This window comes from Brevundimonas sp. BAL450, assembly GCF_015767455.1.
GTDB lineage: Bacteria > Pseudomonadota > Alphaproteobacteria > Caulobacterales > Caulobacteraceae > Brevundimonas > Brevundimonas abyssalis.
Window position 1 is genome coordinate 85,846 of the sequence record NZ_JADWOW010000056.1, and the last position, 14,945, is coordinate 100,790.

The window sequence follows — 14,945 nt, forward strand, 5'->3', positions numbered from 1 at the left end:
GCGGCGGTTGAAAGGAGATGTCAGGCAGTGGCGATGCGGGCGGCATGAAAAACCGGCCTGAACGCCCGCGGCTCGTCGAGGGACCGGTGCGTTGGATTTGTCCGCGGGGTTCTAGAACCCGTGCCGGACGCGCGCCGCCTCGACGACGCGGCGGGCCGCATCGAAGGCGGCCTCTATATCCATTTCGGTGGTGTCCAGCAAGACCGCGTCGTCGGCCATGACCATGGGGGCCGCGCCGCGTCCGGCGTCGCGCTCGTCCCGCCGGATGATGTCGGCCAGCATGTCGTCGAAGGCGATGGCCTCGCCCCGCCCCGTCAGCTGCAGCCAGCGGCGGTGCGCCCGCGTCTCGGGTCTGGCCGTCACGAACAGCTTCACCGGCGCGTCCGGCGCGATCACCGTGCCAATGTCGCGTCCGTCCAGAACCGCCCCGCCCGCCTGCCTGGCGAAATCCTGCTGCAGCTTCAGCAGCGCCGCACGCACCCCGGGGTGGGACGCCACGCGGCTGGCCGCCTCGCCCGCCCCCCGGCTGGTCAGGGCCGCTTCGTCGATCAGGTCGCCCGGCGTGACGCTCCCGGCCGCCCGCGTCGCGGCCTCGGCGTCGCCCAGATCATCCCCCGCCGCCAGGACCTTCAGCCCGGTGGCGCGGTATAGCAGCCCTGTATCCAGGTGCGGCAGGCCGTAATGGGCCGCCAGGCGCGAGGCGATGGAGCCCTTGCCCGAGGCGGCCGGGCCGTCGACGGCGATGATGAGGGAGGGGGTCATCGGGGCTCGATAGAGGCCCCCAGTCCCTGCATCAACTCCACGAACCCCGGAAAGCTGGTGGCGATCATGCCGGGATCATCCACCGCGACCGGCTCTTCGCTGTTCAGCCCCAGCACCAGATGGCTCATGGCGATGCGGTGGTCGTGGGCCGTGCGCACGGTGGCGCCGCCCTGCACGCACGGACTGCCGGTGACGATGAAGCCCTCCGGCTCTTCCTCAACCTTGACCCCGCACGCGGCCAATCCGGCGGCCATGAGCGAAATCCGGTCGCTTTCCTTGACCCGCATCTCGCCGATGCCACGCATCACGGTCGCGCCTTCCGCATAGGCCGCCGTGGCCGACAGGATCGGATATTCGTCGATCATGGAGGCCGCCCGCTCGGTCGGGACCGTGATCCCCTTCAAAGCCGAATGCCGCGCGGTGACGTCGCCGACCTCCTCGCCGCCCGCCATGCGCCGGTTGGCGATGGTCAGATCCGCGCCCATCTCGATCCAGGTCTGGAACAGGCCGGTGCGCAGGGGATTCAGCATCACCCCCTCGACCGTCACCACCGAGCCCGGAACGATCAGCCCCGCCGCCAGCGGAAAGGCGGCCGAGGACGGATCGCCCGGCACCGCCACATGGGTCCCCGTCAGTCGCTGCCCACCCTGCAGTCGCGCCACGCGCCCCTCCCCGGTCTCGGACACGTAAACCACCGCTCCAAAGGCCCGCAGCATGCGCTCGGTGTGGTCGCGGCTGGGCTCCGGCTCGATCACCGCCGTCTCACCCGCCGCATTCAGCCCCGCCAGCAGGATGGCCGACTTCACCTGGGCCGAGGCCACGGTCTGGCGATAGACCATGCCCTTCAGACCGCCGCCGTGCAGCGTCAGGGGCAGCCGGTCCTCCGCCCCGCCCCAGTCAAAACGAGCGCCCATGTCCGACAGCGGGCCGGTGACCCGCTTCATGGGCCGCTTTCTCAGCGAGGCGTCGCCATCGAAGGTGACGGACAGATCGAACCCGGCCGCCACGCCCATCAACAGGCGCACCCCGGTTCCGGCGTTGCCGCAGTCGATGACGCCGGACGGCGTCTGGTAGCCGCCCCGCCCTTCGACCCGCCAGGCGCCGTCGCCGGTTCGCTGCACAAGTGCGCCGAACGCTTCGACCGCCCGGGCAGTGGCCAGGATGTCGTCGCCTTCCAGCAGGCCCTCGATGGTGGTGTCGCCCATCGCCAGGCCGCCCAGCATCAGGGCCCTGTGGGACATGGACTTGTCGCCCGGCGCACGCACGGCGCCGGTCAGCGCGCGCGAGCGGCGCGCGGTCAGAATTTCAGAGAATGTCACCCGCGATTCCGTGGGTCGAATTGCAATCAGATGCGCCTGGCGCGGAATCCGCTTTTGACAGCGGCCTCCGGTGGTGGCAAGGGAGCCGCCCGAATTCAAATCGACCAACCGTAAGGCTCGAACCTTGGCCAATCCCGAACTGGGCGCGAAGCAACTCTGCCCGAACTGCCAGGCGAAGTTCTACGACCTGAACCGCCGCCCGGCCCACTGTCCCAAATGCGACACCGAGTTCGACCCGGAGGAAGCCGTCAAGGCTCGACGCGGCAAGGGCCGTGCGCCCTTCGCCGACGAGACCGAAGAGGATCAGGTCAAGGCCAAGCCCGCCGACGCCGATGAGGACGAGGAGGAGGAAGTCACCGCCCCCGAGATCGACCAGGGCGGCGACGAGCCCATCCTGACGCCGGACGACGATGACGACGACACCAGCGACGACGCCGGCCTCAAGGTCAGTGACGGCGACGACGATGACGACATCTCCGACGACGACGATGATTCCGTGCCCTTCATCGAGGACGAGGACGACGATTCCATCGACGAGGAAATCACGAAAAGCGCCAAGAAGGACGACGACTGAATCGGGATGAAAAAATAGGCGGCTGAAGGGCTTGATCGCCCTATCGGCCTGACATAGGTTCCGCCGCCTTCACCGACCCCATCCCGATGGCGGCGGCGAGGACCGACCCGAAAGTTTCGGGGCTATAGCTCAGTTGGTAGAGCGCTTGAATGGCATTCAAGAGGTCAGCGGTTCGACTCCGCTTAGCTCCACCATAAACCCCTCGCCGAAACCCGGCGGGGGGTTTTCCATTTCCGGGATGATGCTGGAGCGAAAGGCCGCTACGGCCGCACGGACAGCGCCTGCGGGCGCGTCACGGCGTCCAGGTCAGGCGGCCAGTTCGGCGCGCGTCTCGGGCGCCGCCAGGGCGACCACCGCCTGAACCGGCTCGGCCAGGAGCTCCCGGGTCGGCTGGCTCGCCGCCAGCGCCCGCTCCAGGCCCGATGTCGCGATCACCAGCGGCGTATCCGACGCCTTCATGGCGATGGCCTTCAGGATCGAGGCCTGTTCGCGGATGGCGCGCAGGGCCTGCATGGGGTCGCTGTCGAACTGTTTGTGGGCCGACGCCAGAATCCGCATGGCCTGGTCCTTGGCCGCCGCCTCGGCTCCGGCGCCCTTCGGCGCGTCCGCCTTGCGCTTTCTCGGCCCGGAATATTCGCCCGAGTTGAAGCGCCGACGGTCGGGGCCCACATAGCCCACCGCCTCGATCCAGTTGCGCGGCTTCAGGGACACCACCTCGACCCGCTTGGTCAGGTCGCCGGAGGTGAAGGGCTTTCTCAGGAACTCGTGCACGCCGGAGTCCCGCGCGCCCAGAATGCTGGCGGCCGTGGCCTCGGCCGTGATCATGATGATCGGAACCTTGCGGCAGACCAGATTGGAGCGCCGCACCGCCTTGGCGAAGGCCTCCCCGTCCAGATTCGGGCCCTTGTACTCGGTGAAGATCAGGGTGGGCTCGAATTCGCGGCACACATCCAGGGCCGCCCGGCCCTCGCCCCGGTGCACCACCACGCCCACGCCCAGCCCCTTCAGACTCTCGACCAGCAGCTTCGCCGCCGTCGCATTGGGATCGACGATCAGCACACGTTTCAGCGTGGGGGCCATCCTGGCCAGGCTTTTTGCGTCAGTGGTGAACACGGGCGACTCCGGCGAACGATCTTGGTTACCCACTTTGGGTAAAGATCGCCTTGACGCTGAAGCGAGGTGTTAGGTTCCAGGGGCCAGGGCTTAGGGAGGACGGCATCATGCAGGTGCGATCCTATCGCGACCTCATCGTCTGGCAAAAGGGCATGGAGTTGGCGGCCGACGTCTATCGTCTGACACGTCTGCTGCCGAAACAGGAAGAGTATCGGATCACCGCCCAATTGATCCGCGCTGCGACATCCGTCCCGGCCAACATCGCCGAAGGTCACGGACGCGGCACGCGTAAGGACTACGCTCACTTCATCAGTATCGCGAAAGGCTCGCTGGCCGAGTTGGAGACCTTCTTGCTCCTGGCCCGCAACCTGGACCTCGCGCCTCGTGACAAGTGCGAAGCCGTGCTGAACAGCGCTGAGGAAGTTGGCCGAATGCTCACCGCCCTCCGCAGCAAGCTCGCCCCTAAAACCTAGCGCCTAGCACCTGGCGCCTGGCGCCTGGAACCTAACCCTCGAACGGGTCCCGCATCAAAATCGTGTCGTCCCGCTCGGGGCTGGTGGACAGCAGGGCCACCGGCGCCTCGATCAGCTCTTCGATCCGGCGCACATATTTGATCGCCGCGGCGGGCAGGTCCTTCCACGACCGGGCGCCCTGGGTGCTCTCGCTCCAGCCTTCCAGCGTCTCGTAGACCGGCTGCACGCCCGCCTGATCCTTCATGCCGGCCGGCAGGTAATCCAGCTCCCGGTCGCCGATCCGGTAGCCGGTGCAGATCTTCAGCTCATCAAATCCGTCCAGAACATCCAATTTGGTGAGGGCGATGCCGTGGATGCCGTTCACGGCGATGGACTGCCGCACCAGCACCGCGTCGAACCAGCCGCAGCGCCGCGCCCGGCCCGTCACCGTGCCGAACTCACGGCCCCGGTCGGCGATGCGCTCGCCCACCGGGTCGAACAGCTCGGTCGGGAACGGCCCCTCGCCCACCCGGGTGGTGTAGGCCTTCACGATGCCCAGCACATAGCCCACCGAACGCGGCCCCAGGCCCGAGCCCGCCGCCGCCTGTCCCGCCACCGTGTTCGACGAGGTCACATAGGGATAGGTGCCGTGATCCACGTCCAGCAGGGTGCCCTGGGCGCCCTCGAACAGGATGCGTTTGCCCTCGCGGTAGAACCGATCCAGCGTCCGCCACACCGGCTGCCCCGCATAGATCAGCACCTTGGGCGCCACCTCCAGCAGGGCGGCCTTCAGCCCGGCCACGTCCACTTCCGGCAGGTCCAGCCCTTTCCTCAGGGCGTTATGGTGGGCCAGCAAACGCTCGATCTTGGCGTCCAGCGCCTCGGGGTCCGACAGGTCCCCCACGCGGATCGCGCGCCGCCCGGCCTTGTCCTCATAGGCCGGGCCGATGCCCCGCCCGGTGGTGCCGATCTTGGTCTTGCCCGCCTGCGCCTCGCGCGCCTGGTCCAGGTCCTTGTGCAGCGGCAGGATCAGGCAGGCGTTGTCCGCCAGGCTCAGGATCTCCGGGGTGATCGACACCCCCTGCGCCTCGATGCGGCCGATCTCGTCCAGCAGGGCCCAGGGGTCCACCACCACGCCGTTGCCGATCACCGACGGCTTCTGCTGCACCACGCCCGAGGGCAGCAGGCTCAGCTTGTAGACCTTGTCGCCCACCACCAGCGTATGGCCGGCGTTGTGACCGCCCTGGAACCGCACCACCACATCGGCCCGGTTCGACAGCCAGTCGACGATCTTGCCCTTGCCCTCGTCACCCCACTGGGCGCCGACCACCGCGACGTTCGCCAAGACATTACACTCCGCTGGAATTGCGGGAGCACGCTATACCGGGGGAATCGCTCCGTGTCCCCCTCTCCTGCCCATTTCGTGGCAGGCAGCCGAACCCTCGACGCAGGCTCAGCGCAGCGCTTCCCCGAACGCCCAATCCAGCCACGGCGTCGCGGCTTCCACGTCAGCCCTCTCCACCGTGCACCCGCACCACAGCCTCAGCCCCGGCGGCGCATTGCGGTGCGGCTCCATGTCGAACACCGCGCCCTCGTCTTCCAGCAGGTCCTTGAACCGCTTCACGAAGGCGCGCTGGTCCTCCGCCGGCAGGCCCGTCACCCGCGGGTCCGTGAACTTCAGACACACAGACGTCGTCGACCGGATTTCCGGCCGCACGGCCAGGAAGTCGATCCAGTCGGTCCGCTCCACCCAGTCGCTCAGCGCCGCGAAATTCGCGTCCGTCCGTGCGATCAGCGTCTCCAGCCCGCCGATGCCCTGCGCCCACTCCAGGGCGTCGATCCAGTCCTCGATGGTCATCACCGAGAAGGTGTTGATCATGGTCCCGGTCGCCAGCGCCCGGTCGAACCCCTTGCCGTCCTGCAGCCTCAGCACCTTGGGGATGGGCCAGGGCGCCCGGTAAGTGTCCAGCCGCGCCACGGCCCGCGGCGACAGCACCGCCACCCCGATCCCGGCCTCGCCGCCCAGCGCCTTCTGGAACGAGAAGGTCGTCACATCCAGCTTCGGCCAGTCCAGCGGCATGGCGAACGCCGCCGAGGTGGCGTCGCAGATGCTCAGCCCCTCGCGCTCATTGCTGATGAAGTCGGCATTGGGAACCCGCACGCCCGAGGTGGTCCCGTTCCACGGAAACACCACATCCTTCGCCGGATCGACCCGCGACAGGTCCGGCAGCTCGCCCCACGGCGCCTCGATGACCTCCGGGTCCAGCTTCAGGTGGTCGCGCACGTCCGCGGCCCACGTCAGGCCGAAATTCTCAAAGGCCACCACCTGCACCGGCCGCTGCCCTAGCATGGCCCACAGCGCCGCCTCCACCGCCCCCGTATCCGACGCCGGCAGGTAACAGGCCACATAGTCATCCGGGACCTGCAGCACCTCGCGCGTCAACCGCAGGGCATAGGCGAACCGCTCCACCACCTCGGGCGCCCGGATGCCCCGGCCCAGCAGATCGGTGGGCAGGCCCGCCAGCGACCAGCCCGGCCGCTTGGCGGTCGGCCCGGCGGAGAACCACGGCCGCGCCGGCTTCACGGAAGGCTTCGATCCCGCCGTCATCATGCCTTGCCCGGCGCATAGGGCCGGTCCGCCCGCCATTTCTCGGCGAATTTCACCAGATTGTGGTCCTGATACTCCGGCAAGGTCACCATCAGCTTCGCCAGCAGGTCGCCGCGCTTGCCGCCCGCGAACGCGCCCTTGCCCTTCAGCCGCAGCACCTGGCCCGAGTTGGACGCCTTGGGAATGGTCATGCTGACCGCCCCGTCCGGCGTCTTCACCGTCACCTTGCCGCCCAGCACGGCGTCGGGCACCGACACCGGCAGGTCCATGTGCAGGTCCGCGCCTTCGCGGCGATAAAGGGGGTGTGGCTGGACCTTCAGCTCGATCAGGGCGTCGCCGGCCTCGCCGCCACGCCCCGGCATGCCCTGTCCGCGCAGGCGGATGGTCTGGCCGTCGCCGGCGCCCTTGGGAATGGTCACGTCCAGGGTGCGCCCGTCCGAGAACTGGATGCGCCGGGTCGCCCCGGTGATCGCGTCTTCAAGACTGATGTCCAGCGTCGCCTTCAGGTCCTGCCCGCGCGCCGCGCCGCGGCCGCCGCCCGGCCGTGCGCCCGCGCCGCCGCCGAACATGCCGAACAGTTCGTCCAGATCGATGCCCTCGAACCCGGCCCTGGCGCCGCCCGCGCCCGGCCCCTGACCAAAGCCCCCCTGCCCGAAGCCGCCGCCCGGACGCGCGCCGCCGCCGCCGCCGAAGCCGCGAAACTGCTCGCGCCCGTCCGCGTCGATCTCGCCCCGGTCAAATTTCTTGCGCTTCTCCTCGTCGCCCAGAATGTCGAAGGCGGCGGTGATGCGCTTGAACCGATCCTCGGCCGCCGTGTCGCCGGGGTTCTTGTCCGGATGGAATTCCTTGGCCAGCTTCCGGAACGCCTTGCGGATATCGTCCTGACTGGCGCCCCGCGCCACGCCCAGTTCCTTGTAGGGATCACCCGCCACGTCCGACCCTGCTCCATAAAGCCAAAGCCGTCAGTTAAGCCATGCGGGCGCAAGCGCAAAGGGGCGGGATGGACTGAGAAGGGTTAAGCACCCGCCTTGAACGCCTCGAACGCCGCCATCAGCTCATGCATCGCCGCCCGCGCCTCGGGCGAGGCGGCGGCCTGTTTGGTCTCTTTCATCATGTCTCCAGTTGAAAACGGGCGGGACAAGCCGCACCCTCGTCACCCGGCTCGCCGCCGGTCCGTTCAGACGCTTTGGGGGCGCCCGTGTCGGATTTTCGAAACTCAGTCTTCCGCCGCTCCGGCGCCGCGCGTGAAGGCGCCTTCAGATGAAAGCCGACGCCCCTTGGGATCGCTTTCTCGATCTGCTTTTCGGAAAGCAAAAGCCCGGCGACCCGGAGCCTCCGCCTCTGCCAGGCCCTTTCCTTTGGGTCCTGCGCACAATGGCCTTCGTCACGGTTGTGGTCGGATTGCTCTGGCTGAGCACATGGTTCGGTTTCGCGGCCAGCGTTCCGGTCATCGGCTCCTGGGGAGCCGCCGTCGGCGCCGAAAGGCTGCTGTTGGCGACCTTGGTCCTGGCGCTCGTCAACGCCATCGTTCGGCTCGGCTACGAGCGCACCCGAAACCGCCGACAAGCTGCTACGGAAACGAGTCCGGAGTGAGCGCTTCGCGCCTTTCCTGCAACCTCACAAGCTGCCCATGCCTAACTTCACCGACCTCGAACTGGCCGTCCTCGACGCCATCGCCGACGAGACGGTCGAGCAGGCGCCCGAGCTGCTGGGCCAGATCGCCGACGCCCGCGTGGTGGACCGCATCCAGACCCGCGCGGGCTTCATCACCCACATCCAGGTCGATCCCGCCCGCACCGCGCCCATAGACTCCGGCCACGCCCGGCTCGGCACCATCCACGCCGACATCGCCGGCCTCGCCGATCCCGTCGGCTTCCGCGCCGTCATCGAGCATGGCCGTCTGACCGCGCTCGAAACCGAGACCTACGGTCAGGACGCCTCCGCCATCGACTTCGCCACCGCCCCCTTCGGCGGCCTGTTCCGCATCACGCCGGAGGGGGAGTCCGTCGCGGTCACGTCCCCTGCGCCCGTCGTGCCGACGCCGAACCCGCTGCATCCCATCCAGCAGCCCGCCGGCCCCTTGCCGACCTCCGATCCGCCGCCGGTCAACCTGCAGGATCTCTTCGCCCTCAAGGGGGGACAGCGCCATTCGCCTGAGCGGGCCGGAGGCCTTCAGAGCGCCCGCCTGCCCTTCCCGCTGAACATCCTGTTCATGGCCCTCGATTTCGCCGTGGTCGGTTTCATCGTCGTCTTTTTCCTCGGCCTGAATGAGCGAATTCCGGGCCTGGCGGGCCTCGGCGTCGATACCGCCTTCGCCATCTTCGTGCCCGCCGTAATCGGCCTCACCGTGCTGCGCTGGCTGCTGCTTCGCCTCACGAAGGCCCACGCCGATGGCTGACGCCCGATCCTACCCCCACGCCTTCGCCCTGACCCGCCTGTTGATCACAATAGCCATCGGCGTCTGGCCGTTCTTCTTCCTGCCCGCCATTCACCCCCGGGCCGACCTGGATTCCTGGGTCCCGGTGGCCGTCATCGTCCTTGTCGCGGCCCTGGTCGGCCTGTGGCTGCTCCGGTTCGTCCTGCGGCGCATCCGCGCCCGGCGTCGGCTGTCCGACAGCCCCCTTCACCGTCTCCACGGCTGGGTCGAATCCGTCGACGAAGTGGATTTCCTCGAGCCGCCCGGTGTTGAGGACTACCCCCTCTGGCGCGGAACCGTCGTCGACCGGCTCATGCGCCTGATCGGGCGCCCGCTCGGAGCACGCGGCGAAGACCGGATCAGCGATGCCTTCCTCCCCTTCGTGCTTCTGGCGTTCGCGATCCTGGCGACCGCGACCTTCGCGCCGGCCTTCGCCGAGACCACATGGAACGCCGCCTTCGCCGTCACCGGCGTGACCCTCTGGTCGGCCATTCCCGTCCTCGGCGGGGTCTTCGCGGCCCTCCAACTGCGCCAGTGGGCCGCCCGGACGCTCAGACAGATAGAGCGGCCTGAGCCGGAACCCATCCCCCGCCCACCGGTTCAATTCCCGTAACCGGAGGATCAGCATGACCAATCGCGTTCGTTTCGCTTCCATCGCCCTGGCCGCCGGCGCGGCCCTTGCGATCGCCGCCTGCAATGAAGAGCCTGTCCCGGCCGGCCGGGACGTCGCCGAGATGATGCCGGACACCAGCGCCCCGGTCGCCGACGCGGACGGCGTGGCGCCCGACGCCGGCGAAACCGGCGTGGCCGAGCCCACCACCCTGCCGCCCGAGGAAGATCAGGGAACCTGAGACGCGCGGTCACCCCGGCGGCGTCTAGACCCCGTAAAGATCGATGACGGCGACACGGTCCGCCTTGGCCGTGGCGAACTCGACCACCACCGCGAAGGCGGTGCGCGCGTCACCCTTCACAGCCACGCAATTGGCCGCGCCCACCTTGCCGTGGCTGATGGCGTGATGGACGATCAGGACGTCATGGTGATCGCGGAACATGTCCGCCGCCAAGGTCCGGACGGCCTCCGCACCCGTAACGTCCGCGTGGCCGTTGCGGCGCAGAACCACCGTCTCGGCCAGGCTCGCTTCGAGCGTTTCCGCACCCGTCAGAAGCCCGATCGCCACCTCCTGCATGAAGGCGTTCTTGGGCGAATTCCGGCAGTCGCCGCTTCTCGTGATCCTGGTCATGGTCATGGTCTCTCCAATGCCTCGGGGTCCCAGCCGGTTCTACAGCCAAACCGCGCCCCCGGCAGCATCGGGAACGTCACCAGCGACACCTCCCACAGGTCCACTTCGCTGAGCACCCGCAGCCGCCCGTCCTTCCTAGCCCGCACCGCCCGAAACCCGATGGACAGCCCATCCAGCGCCCCGGCCCGGGCCAGGGCCCCGGCGAAGCGCGCCTCGGGCGACCAGTCCAGGATGCGCCCGGCCACGAACAGCCCGCGCGCGTCTTCAAGCAGTTCGTCCCACACCCCCACCAGCGCCCGCGCCTCGTGCTGGTGCAGCATCTTCACCCCCGCCGCCCCGCTACGCGCGAGGCTCTCGGCGAACGCCCCGCGCGCCACCACATCCCCGTTCAGGTCCGCCACGCCCCACAACGAGGCGTAGCCCTGGATGAGGAGTGGCGAGTGATCAGTGGCGAGTGACGAGCCCGCCCGGGACGCCGCCGACGTCATGTCTTGAATGGTCATGCCCGTCCCTCTCTCCGAACCCCTCGCCACTCGCCACTGATCACTCGCCACTCACCTTCGCCTCGATCCGCTCCAGCGTCGCCCGCGTCGCCACAGCCTGCTCCTCCAGCCGCGCCAACCGCTCGGCCACCAGCCGCTGTTCCGCCACCCGGCTCTCCAGCGTCTCGATCCGCGCCGCCGCGCCCCCGGCCCAGATCAGCGCCGCCGCCGTCTGCACCGCCACCGCCACGATCACCGCCCAGGGGATTTTTCGTTCGCTCATCTCGTCCTCCAGACGAGGTTCTGGGTGCTAGGGACCAGGTTCTAGGGAACGAAGCCGCCCCCCTCCCTGGCCCCTAACCCCTAGACCCTCGAACCTACCCCAGCCATCTCCCGCCGCTCCGCCTCGCTCAGAAAGCTGGCCGCCTCCAGACGCGCCCACAGGGCGTCGCGCTCCGGCTGCAGCGCGGGCACATGGTCCAGATCCGCCTCGATGCGGCAGTCCGCGAACCGGGGGGCCAGCCAGGCCGTCATGGCCCCCGCCGTCTTGGTCACCAGCGGAACCACCGTCCCGCGCCAGAACGCCGCGTTGGCCTCGCGATAGTTGGAATAGGTGGCGTCCCCGGGGATCCCCAGCAGCTGCGGCGGCACGCCGAACGCCAGGGCGATCTCCCGCGCCGCCGCATGTTTCCCGGCGATGAAGTCCATGTCCGCCGGCGTCCAGGCCATGGGCTTCCACTCCAGCCCGCCTTCCAGCAGCAGCGGCCGCCCGGCGTTCATCGCACCCTGGTGCCGGTCGCCCAGCTCCGCCCTCAGCGTCTCGAACTGTTCGCTGGTCAGCCGCTCGCCGTCCTTCGCGCCGTAGACCAGCGCGCCCGACGGCCGCGCCCCGTTGTCCAGCAGCGCCTTGTTCCAGGCGCCCGAGGCGTTGTGCACGTCGATGGCGGAGGCCGCCGCCTCCAGCGGCGAAAACCCGTACCAGTCGTCCACCGGATTATGCAGCTTCAGGTGCAGCACCGGCGAGAACCCGTCCGCCGCCCGGCCCAGCCGCACGGTCCGCCCCGCCACGGTGTAGTCATAGGCCGCCGGCCATCCGCTCGGCCCCGGAACCACTTTCACCCGGTCCGGGCGCAGGCCGTACACCTCCTCCAGCCCCTCGCCCGCCGCCTCCAGATAGGCGTTGCCGGCCGTCTGCAGGTTCGCATAAAGCGCCTCGAACAACTCGGCCCGCCCCTGCTCCGGATTGGGCCGCGCCAGCACGCGCGCCAGCGGGTGATCCGCCCCCGCCCGCTCGCCGCCCTGAAACACCGCCAGCGGCACCGACGCCGCCGCCTCGGCGATCATCCGCACGCAGCGATAGGCCACCGGGTTCTTGCCGAACCCCTCTCGCGTCAGGCTCTCATAGTCCCGCGGCGTCCACACCGCCCGTCCCTGCTGCGTCCAGGCGATCACCCGCCCCACCGCCGAGTCCTTCACCTCCGGCGCCCGCCGTTTCAGAAATTCAAACATCATTCTCCTTTCGCCTTTCCCCTTGTGGGATAGGCCTGAGTCGCAGCGGACTGCGCAGCAGGCCGCTCCTGGCGACCAGGGTGAGGGGGCTTTGCTCACTTGGTCCAACTTAGATTTCCAGTTGGCCAACCCCCATCCCGTGCTATTCTCCCGGCATGACCACGCAGGTGAACATCGCCGAGGCCAAGGCTCGCCTTTCCGAGCTGGTCGCCCGCGCAGAGGCTGGCGAGGACATCGTCTTGGCCCGCGCCGGAAAGCCGGCTATCCGGCTCGTGCCCACGGGCGTCTCCGAACGGCCCCGGCATTTCCGCATCGGCGCCTTCGCCCACCACGGGCCGGTTTCCGAAGAGTTCCTGGACCTGTTCCTCGAGCCCGATCCGGAATTCGACCCGGACAAGGACATCTTCCCGAGTGAATAGGGTTCTGATCGACACCCACGTCCTGGTATGGAGCCTGTTCGAGCGTCGCCTTTCGGCCGCCGCGCATGCCTTGATTGATGAGGCGGAACAGTCCCTGGTCAGCGCCGTCAGCATCTATGAGATCGATGCCAAGCGCCGGGTCGGCGGACAGCGTCGGGCCACCGCCGCCGACCTGCATTTCCTGCCCACAGATCTGACGTCCGTTCTGCCTGGTCTGGGCTATACGCTGACCGACATCACGCCGCGGCAGGCGTGGATTGCCGCCAACCTCCCCATCGCCCACGGCGACCCGTGGGACCGCATCCTGCTGGCCCAGGCCCGCGACCTCGACGTCCCGCTCATCAGCGCCGACGCCGTGCTGCGTCGCCACGCCGGGGACGTCCCGGTCATCTGGTGATCGCTACAGCGCCCTGATCCTCGGCCCTTCGCCGCGCTTGGCCAGCATCAGATCCGTCACCGCCCACACCAGCGCATCGGCCCGGTCCGGCGAGCGCTTCGGCCCCTCTTCGGACCCCAGCGCCATCAGCTCCTCCTCCAGCTCGGTGAAGGCGCCGCAGTGGATCACCCGGCCCTGTTCGTAGAGCATGGCCACCGGCTCGGCCCGCGCCCGCTTGGCCCGGCTGGCGTGGACCAGATCCACCCGCACCGGACACCCGGCCTGCCTCAGCACGGCCGACACCATCTCCCCGCCCTGGTTGCCCTCGGCCAGCACCCGGTCGGCCCTGAAGGCCCGCGCCGTCTCCGCCACCCGCGCCGCCCAGCCGCCGGGGGTCAGCCCCCGCACCGACCGGTCCGCCAGCACCCAGGCCCGCCCGTCCAGCCGTCCGGCCGCCACGATCCCGCAGGCGTCCCCGCCCGCACTGATCGGCGGATCCACCGCCACCACCACCCGTTCGAACCGCTCCGGGATCTCGCCCGTGAACGCCACGCGCGCCCGGCTCAGGTCCCCGGCCCGGAACAGGGCGCCGTCGCCCTCCGTCACCAGGCCTTCCAGCTCCTGCGCCGCCAGCCGCGTGCCGCCATAGAGCGACGTCAGATGCTCCAGAAATCCGGGCGACAGATTGGCCGCATTGTCCGCCGTGGCCATGCGCGTCACCGTCGTGCCGGGCGCCGTCATCAAGCGCCTCAGGGCCGGGATCGGCCGGGGCGTCGTGGTCACCGTCAGGCGTGGCCGCCGCCCCAGCCTCAGCCCGAACCGAAGGGTGTCGAGCACCCTCTGCGGCTCGCGCCAGGCGCACAGCTCATCGGCCCAGGCTGCATGAAACTGCGGCCCGCGCAGGCTCTCGGGGTCCTCCGCCGACAGGGCGTAGGCGATCGCGCCGCCCTGCCAGACCAGCCGCCGCCGCGCCCCCTCCCACCGGGGCCGGTCGTCGGGTGGCGCCAGCTGCATCACCCCCGACGGCCCCTCGATCATCACCTCGCGCACATCGTGCAGGCTGGGTCCGATCAGGGCGATGCGCTTGCCTTCCCAGGCCCGGTCCAGCACCCATCCGGCCCCGGCGAAGGTCTTGCCCGACCCCCGCCCGCCCAGCATCAGCCACAGGGCCTGCGCCTCGTGCGGGCCCTTCTGGTCCTCACGTGCCCGCAACAGCCAGGACTGCTCCAGGGCGCTCGTCACCTCCGCTCCCAGGGCGTCCCGCTCCGCCGCAGTGAGGCCCTGGAGCCATCGCAGCGAAGCGAGCGTTAATGGCGGCCTGACGCCGTTCGAGATCGTGGTCATTCGCCCGGAACTCGTCCCCCTCCTGTTTAAGGCCCGCGCGAACGGCGCGGCTCACGGCCTGATCGTCCCCGGCGCTCGCGGCCCGCCTCACGGCCTGAACGGCCCGCGCCATGGACGCCTTGGCCACGGCCAGCATCCGCGCCGCCACGATCAGGTCCTTCAGCCTGCGGACGTAGGGGGGCCGCTCTTCGTCGGTTTTCGGCTTCTGGCTTTTCAGCAGCCGGACCTGTTCGGCCAGCATCGCTTCCAGTTCGTCCAGGCACCACGCCGTCACATCGCCCGTCCCGCTCTCTTCGGTTTTTCCCGTCATGCCCCAAGAGTACGGGACCA

Annotated in this window: 20 protein-coding genes, 1 tRNA gene and 1 pseudogene; 9 read left to right on the top strand and 13 right to left on the bottom strand. The window is 69.2% G+C overall.

Going from position 1 to position 14,945, the window contains the following annotated elements; all coding sequences use genetic code 11:
* Nucleotides 1-111: 111 nt before the first annotated feature.
* Both cmk and aroA read right to left on the bottom strand, forming a co-directional pair.
* Nucleotides 112-762: a (d)CMP kinase gene (cmk, locus tag IWC96_RS11990; protein WP_196839004.1), complete on the bottom strand. Its 651-nt coding sequence runs from the start codon at nucleotides 760-762 to the stop codon at nucleotides 112-114.
* Nucleotides 759-2,063, bottom strand: coding sequence for a 3-phosphoshikimate 1-carboxyvinyltransferase (gene aroA, locus IWC96_RS11995; RefSeq protein ID WP_162471532.1), 1,305 nt, complete (start codon nucleotides 2,061-2,063; stop codon nucleotides 759-761). The genes cmk and aroA overlap by 4 nt, the downstream gene beginning before the upstream one ends.
* 142 nt (nucleotides 2,064-2,205) lie before the next feature.
* Here aroA and IWC96_RS12000 point away from each other — a divergent pair, with 142 nt between their 5' ends.
* The gene (locus IWC96_RS12000; RefSeq protein WP_021697176.1) at nucleotides 2,206-2,655 is read left to right on the top strand and encodes a TIGR02300 family protein; all 450 of its coding nucleotides are present in this window, start codon (nucleotides 2,206-2,208) and stop codon (nucleotides 2,653-2,655) included.
* Nucleotides 2,656-2,773: 118 nt separating this feature from the next.
* Nucleotides 2,774-2,849, top strand: a tRNA-Ala gene (locus tag IWC96_RS12005).
* A 112-nt stretch (nucleotides 2,850-2,961) separates the two neighbouring features.
* Here IWC96_RS12005 and IWC96_RS12010 read toward each other — a convergent pair.
* Nucleotides 2,962-3,768: a response regulator gene (locus IWC96_RS12010; protein ID WP_021697175.1), complete on the bottom strand. Its 807-nt coding sequence runs from the start codon at nucleotides 3,766-3,768 to the stop codon at nucleotides 2,962-2,964.
* Between the two features lie 107 nt (nucleotides 3,769-3,875).
* Between IWC96_RS12010 and IWC96_RS12015 the strand changes: the two genes are divergently transcribed.
* The gene (locus IWC96_RS12015; RefSeq protein WP_021697174.1) at nucleotides 3,876-4,241 is read left to right on the top strand and encodes a four helix bundle protein; all 366 of its coding nucleotides are present in this window, start codon (nucleotides 3,876-3,878) and stop codon (nucleotides 4,239-4,241) included.
* Nucleotides 4,242-4,272: 31 nt separating this feature from the next.
* Here IWC96_RS12015 and IWC96_RS12020 read toward each other — a convergent pair whose 3' ends face one another.
* From IWC96_RS12020 to IWC96_RS16245, 4 genes and pseudogenes are all read right to left on the bottom strand, one after another.
* Complete coding sequence (locus IWC96_RS12020) at nucleotides 4,273-5,565, bottom strand: adenylosuccinate synthase (protein ID WP_196839005.1); 1,293 nt, start codon at nucleotides 5,563-5,565, stop codon at nucleotides 4,273-4,275.
* Between the two features lie 108 nt (nucleotides 5,566-5,673).
* On the bottom strand, nucleotides 5,674-6,831 hold the full coding sequence (locus tag IWC96_RS12025; protein ID WP_045318985.1) for a phosphoserine transaminase: 1,158 nt from the start codon (nucleotides 6,829-6,831) through the stop codon (nucleotides 5,674-5,676).
* Nucleotides 6,828-7,760, bottom strand: coding sequence for a DnaJ C-terminal domain-containing protein (locus IWC96_RS12030; protein WP_021697171.1), 933 nt, complete (start codon nucleotides 7,758-7,760; stop codon nucleotides 6,828-6,830). Before IWC96_RS12030 ends, IWC96_RS12025 begins: the two co-directional genes overlap by 4 nt.
* A gap of 92 nt (nucleotides 7,761-7,852) precedes the next feature.
* Nucleotides 7,853-7,939 (bottom strand): annotated as a pseudogene (locus IWC96_RS16245) (hypothetical protein); the annotation flags it as partial.
* A 149-nt stretch (nucleotides 7,940-8,088) separates the two neighbouring features.
* Between IWC96_RS16245 and IWC96_RS12035 the strand changes: the two are divergent.
* The 4 genes from IWC96_RS12035 to IWC96_RS12050 are packed head-to-tail and all read left to right on the top strand — an operon-like array spanning nucleotide 8,089 to nucleotide 10,095.
* Entirely contained in the window at nucleotides 8,089-8,421 is a 333-nt protein-coding gene (locus tag IWC96_RS12035) for a hypothetical protein (RefSeq protein WP_148291457.1), read from the top strand.
* Nucleotides 8,422-8,458: 37 nt separating this feature from the next.
* Nucleotides 8,459-9,226 (top strand): hypothetical protein, encoded by a 768-nt coding sequence (locus tag IWC96_RS12040; RefSeq protein ID WP_196839006.1) that lies wholly within the window; start codon nucleotides 8,459-8,461, stop codon nucleotides 9,224-9,226.
* Nucleotides 9,219-9,857, top strand: coding sequence for a hypothetical protein (locus IWC96_RS12045; RefSeq protein ID WP_196839007.1), 639 nt, complete (start codon nucleotides 9,219-9,221; stop codon nucleotides 9,855-9,857). The genes IWC96_RS12040 and IWC96_RS12045 overlap by 8 nt, the downstream gene beginning before the upstream one ends.
* Nucleotides 9,858-9,870: 13 nt before the next feature.
* Nucleotides 9,871-10,095: a hypothetical protein gene (locus IWC96_RS12050; protein WP_021697165.1), complete on the top strand. Its 225-nt coding sequence runs from the start codon at nucleotides 9,871-9,873 to the stop codon at nucleotides 10,093-10,095.
* 24 nt (nucleotides 10,096-10,119) lie between these two features.
* Here IWC96_RS12050 and IWC96_RS12055 read toward each other — a convergent pair whose 3' ends face one another.
* The 4 genes from IWC96_RS12055 to IWC96_RS12070 all read right to left on the bottom strand — a co-directional run bounded on the left by IWC96_RS12055 (nucleotide 10,120) and on the right by IWC96_RS12070 (nucleotide 12,479).
* On the bottom strand, nucleotides 10,120-10,491 hold the full coding sequence (locus IWC96_RS12055) for a hypothetical protein (RefSeq protein WP_021697164.1): 372 nt from the start codon (nucleotides 10,489-10,491) through the stop codon (nucleotides 10,120-10,122).
* On the bottom strand, nucleotides 10,488-10,973 hold the full coding sequence (locus tag IWC96_RS12060; RefSeq protein WP_196839018.1) for an HK97 family phage prohead protease: 486 nt from the start codon (nucleotides 10,971-10,973) through the stop codon (nucleotides 10,488-10,490). The genes IWC96_RS12055 and IWC96_RS12060 overlap by 4 nt, the downstream gene beginning before the upstream one ends.
* A 55-nt stretch (nucleotides 10,974-11,028) precedes the next feature.
* A complete protein-coding gene (locus IWC96_RS12065; RefSeq protein ID WP_021698744.1) occupies nucleotides 11,029-11,250 on the bottom strand; it encodes a hypothetical protein in 222 nt (73 codons plus the stop codon).
* An 80-nt stretch (nucleotides 11,251-11,330) separates the two neighbouring features.
* Complete coding sequence (locus IWC96_RS12070; protein WP_021698745.1) at nucleotides 11,331-12,479, bottom strand: phage portal protein; 1,149 nt, start codon at nucleotides 12,477-12,479, stop codon at nucleotides 11,331-11,333.
* 152 nt (nucleotides 12,480-12,631) lie between these two features.
* On the opposite strand from IWC96_RS12070, the gene IWC96_RS12075 reads away from it, so the two are divergent.
* Nucleotides 12,632-12,895 (top strand): type II toxin-antitoxin system Phd/YefM family antitoxin, encoded by a 264-nt coding sequence (locus IWC96_RS12075; protein WP_021698746.1) that lies wholly within the window; start codon nucleotides 12,632-12,634, stop codon nucleotides 12,893-12,895.
* A complete protein-coding gene (locus tag IWC96_RS12080; protein ID WP_021698747.1) occupies nucleotides 12,888-13,292 on the top strand; it encodes a type II toxin-antitoxin system VapC family toxin in 405 nt (134 codons plus the stop codon). Before IWC96_RS12075 ends, IWC96_RS12080 begins: the two co-directional genes overlap by 8 nt.
* Nucleotides 13,293-13,295: 3 nt before the next feature.
* Here the strand turns inward: IWC96_RS12080 and IWC96_RS12085 are convergent, their stop codons facing one another.
* Both IWC96_RS12085 and IWC96_RS12090 read right to left on the bottom strand, forming a co-directional pair.
* Nucleotides 13,296-14,513, bottom strand: a complete 1,218-nt coding sequence (locus IWC96_RS12085; protein WP_021698748.1) for a DNA-packaging protein — start codon at nucleotides 14,511-14,513, stop codon at nucleotides 13,296-13,298.
* Nucleotides 14,470-14,925, bottom strand: coding sequence for a hypothetical protein (locus IWC96_RS12090; protein WP_021698749.1), 456 nt, complete (start codon nucleotides 14,923-14,925; stop codon nucleotides 14,470-14,472). The genes IWC96_RS12085 and IWC96_RS12090 overlap by 44 nt, the downstream gene beginning before the upstream one ends.
* Nucleotides 14,926-14,945 lie beyond the last annotated feature (20 nt).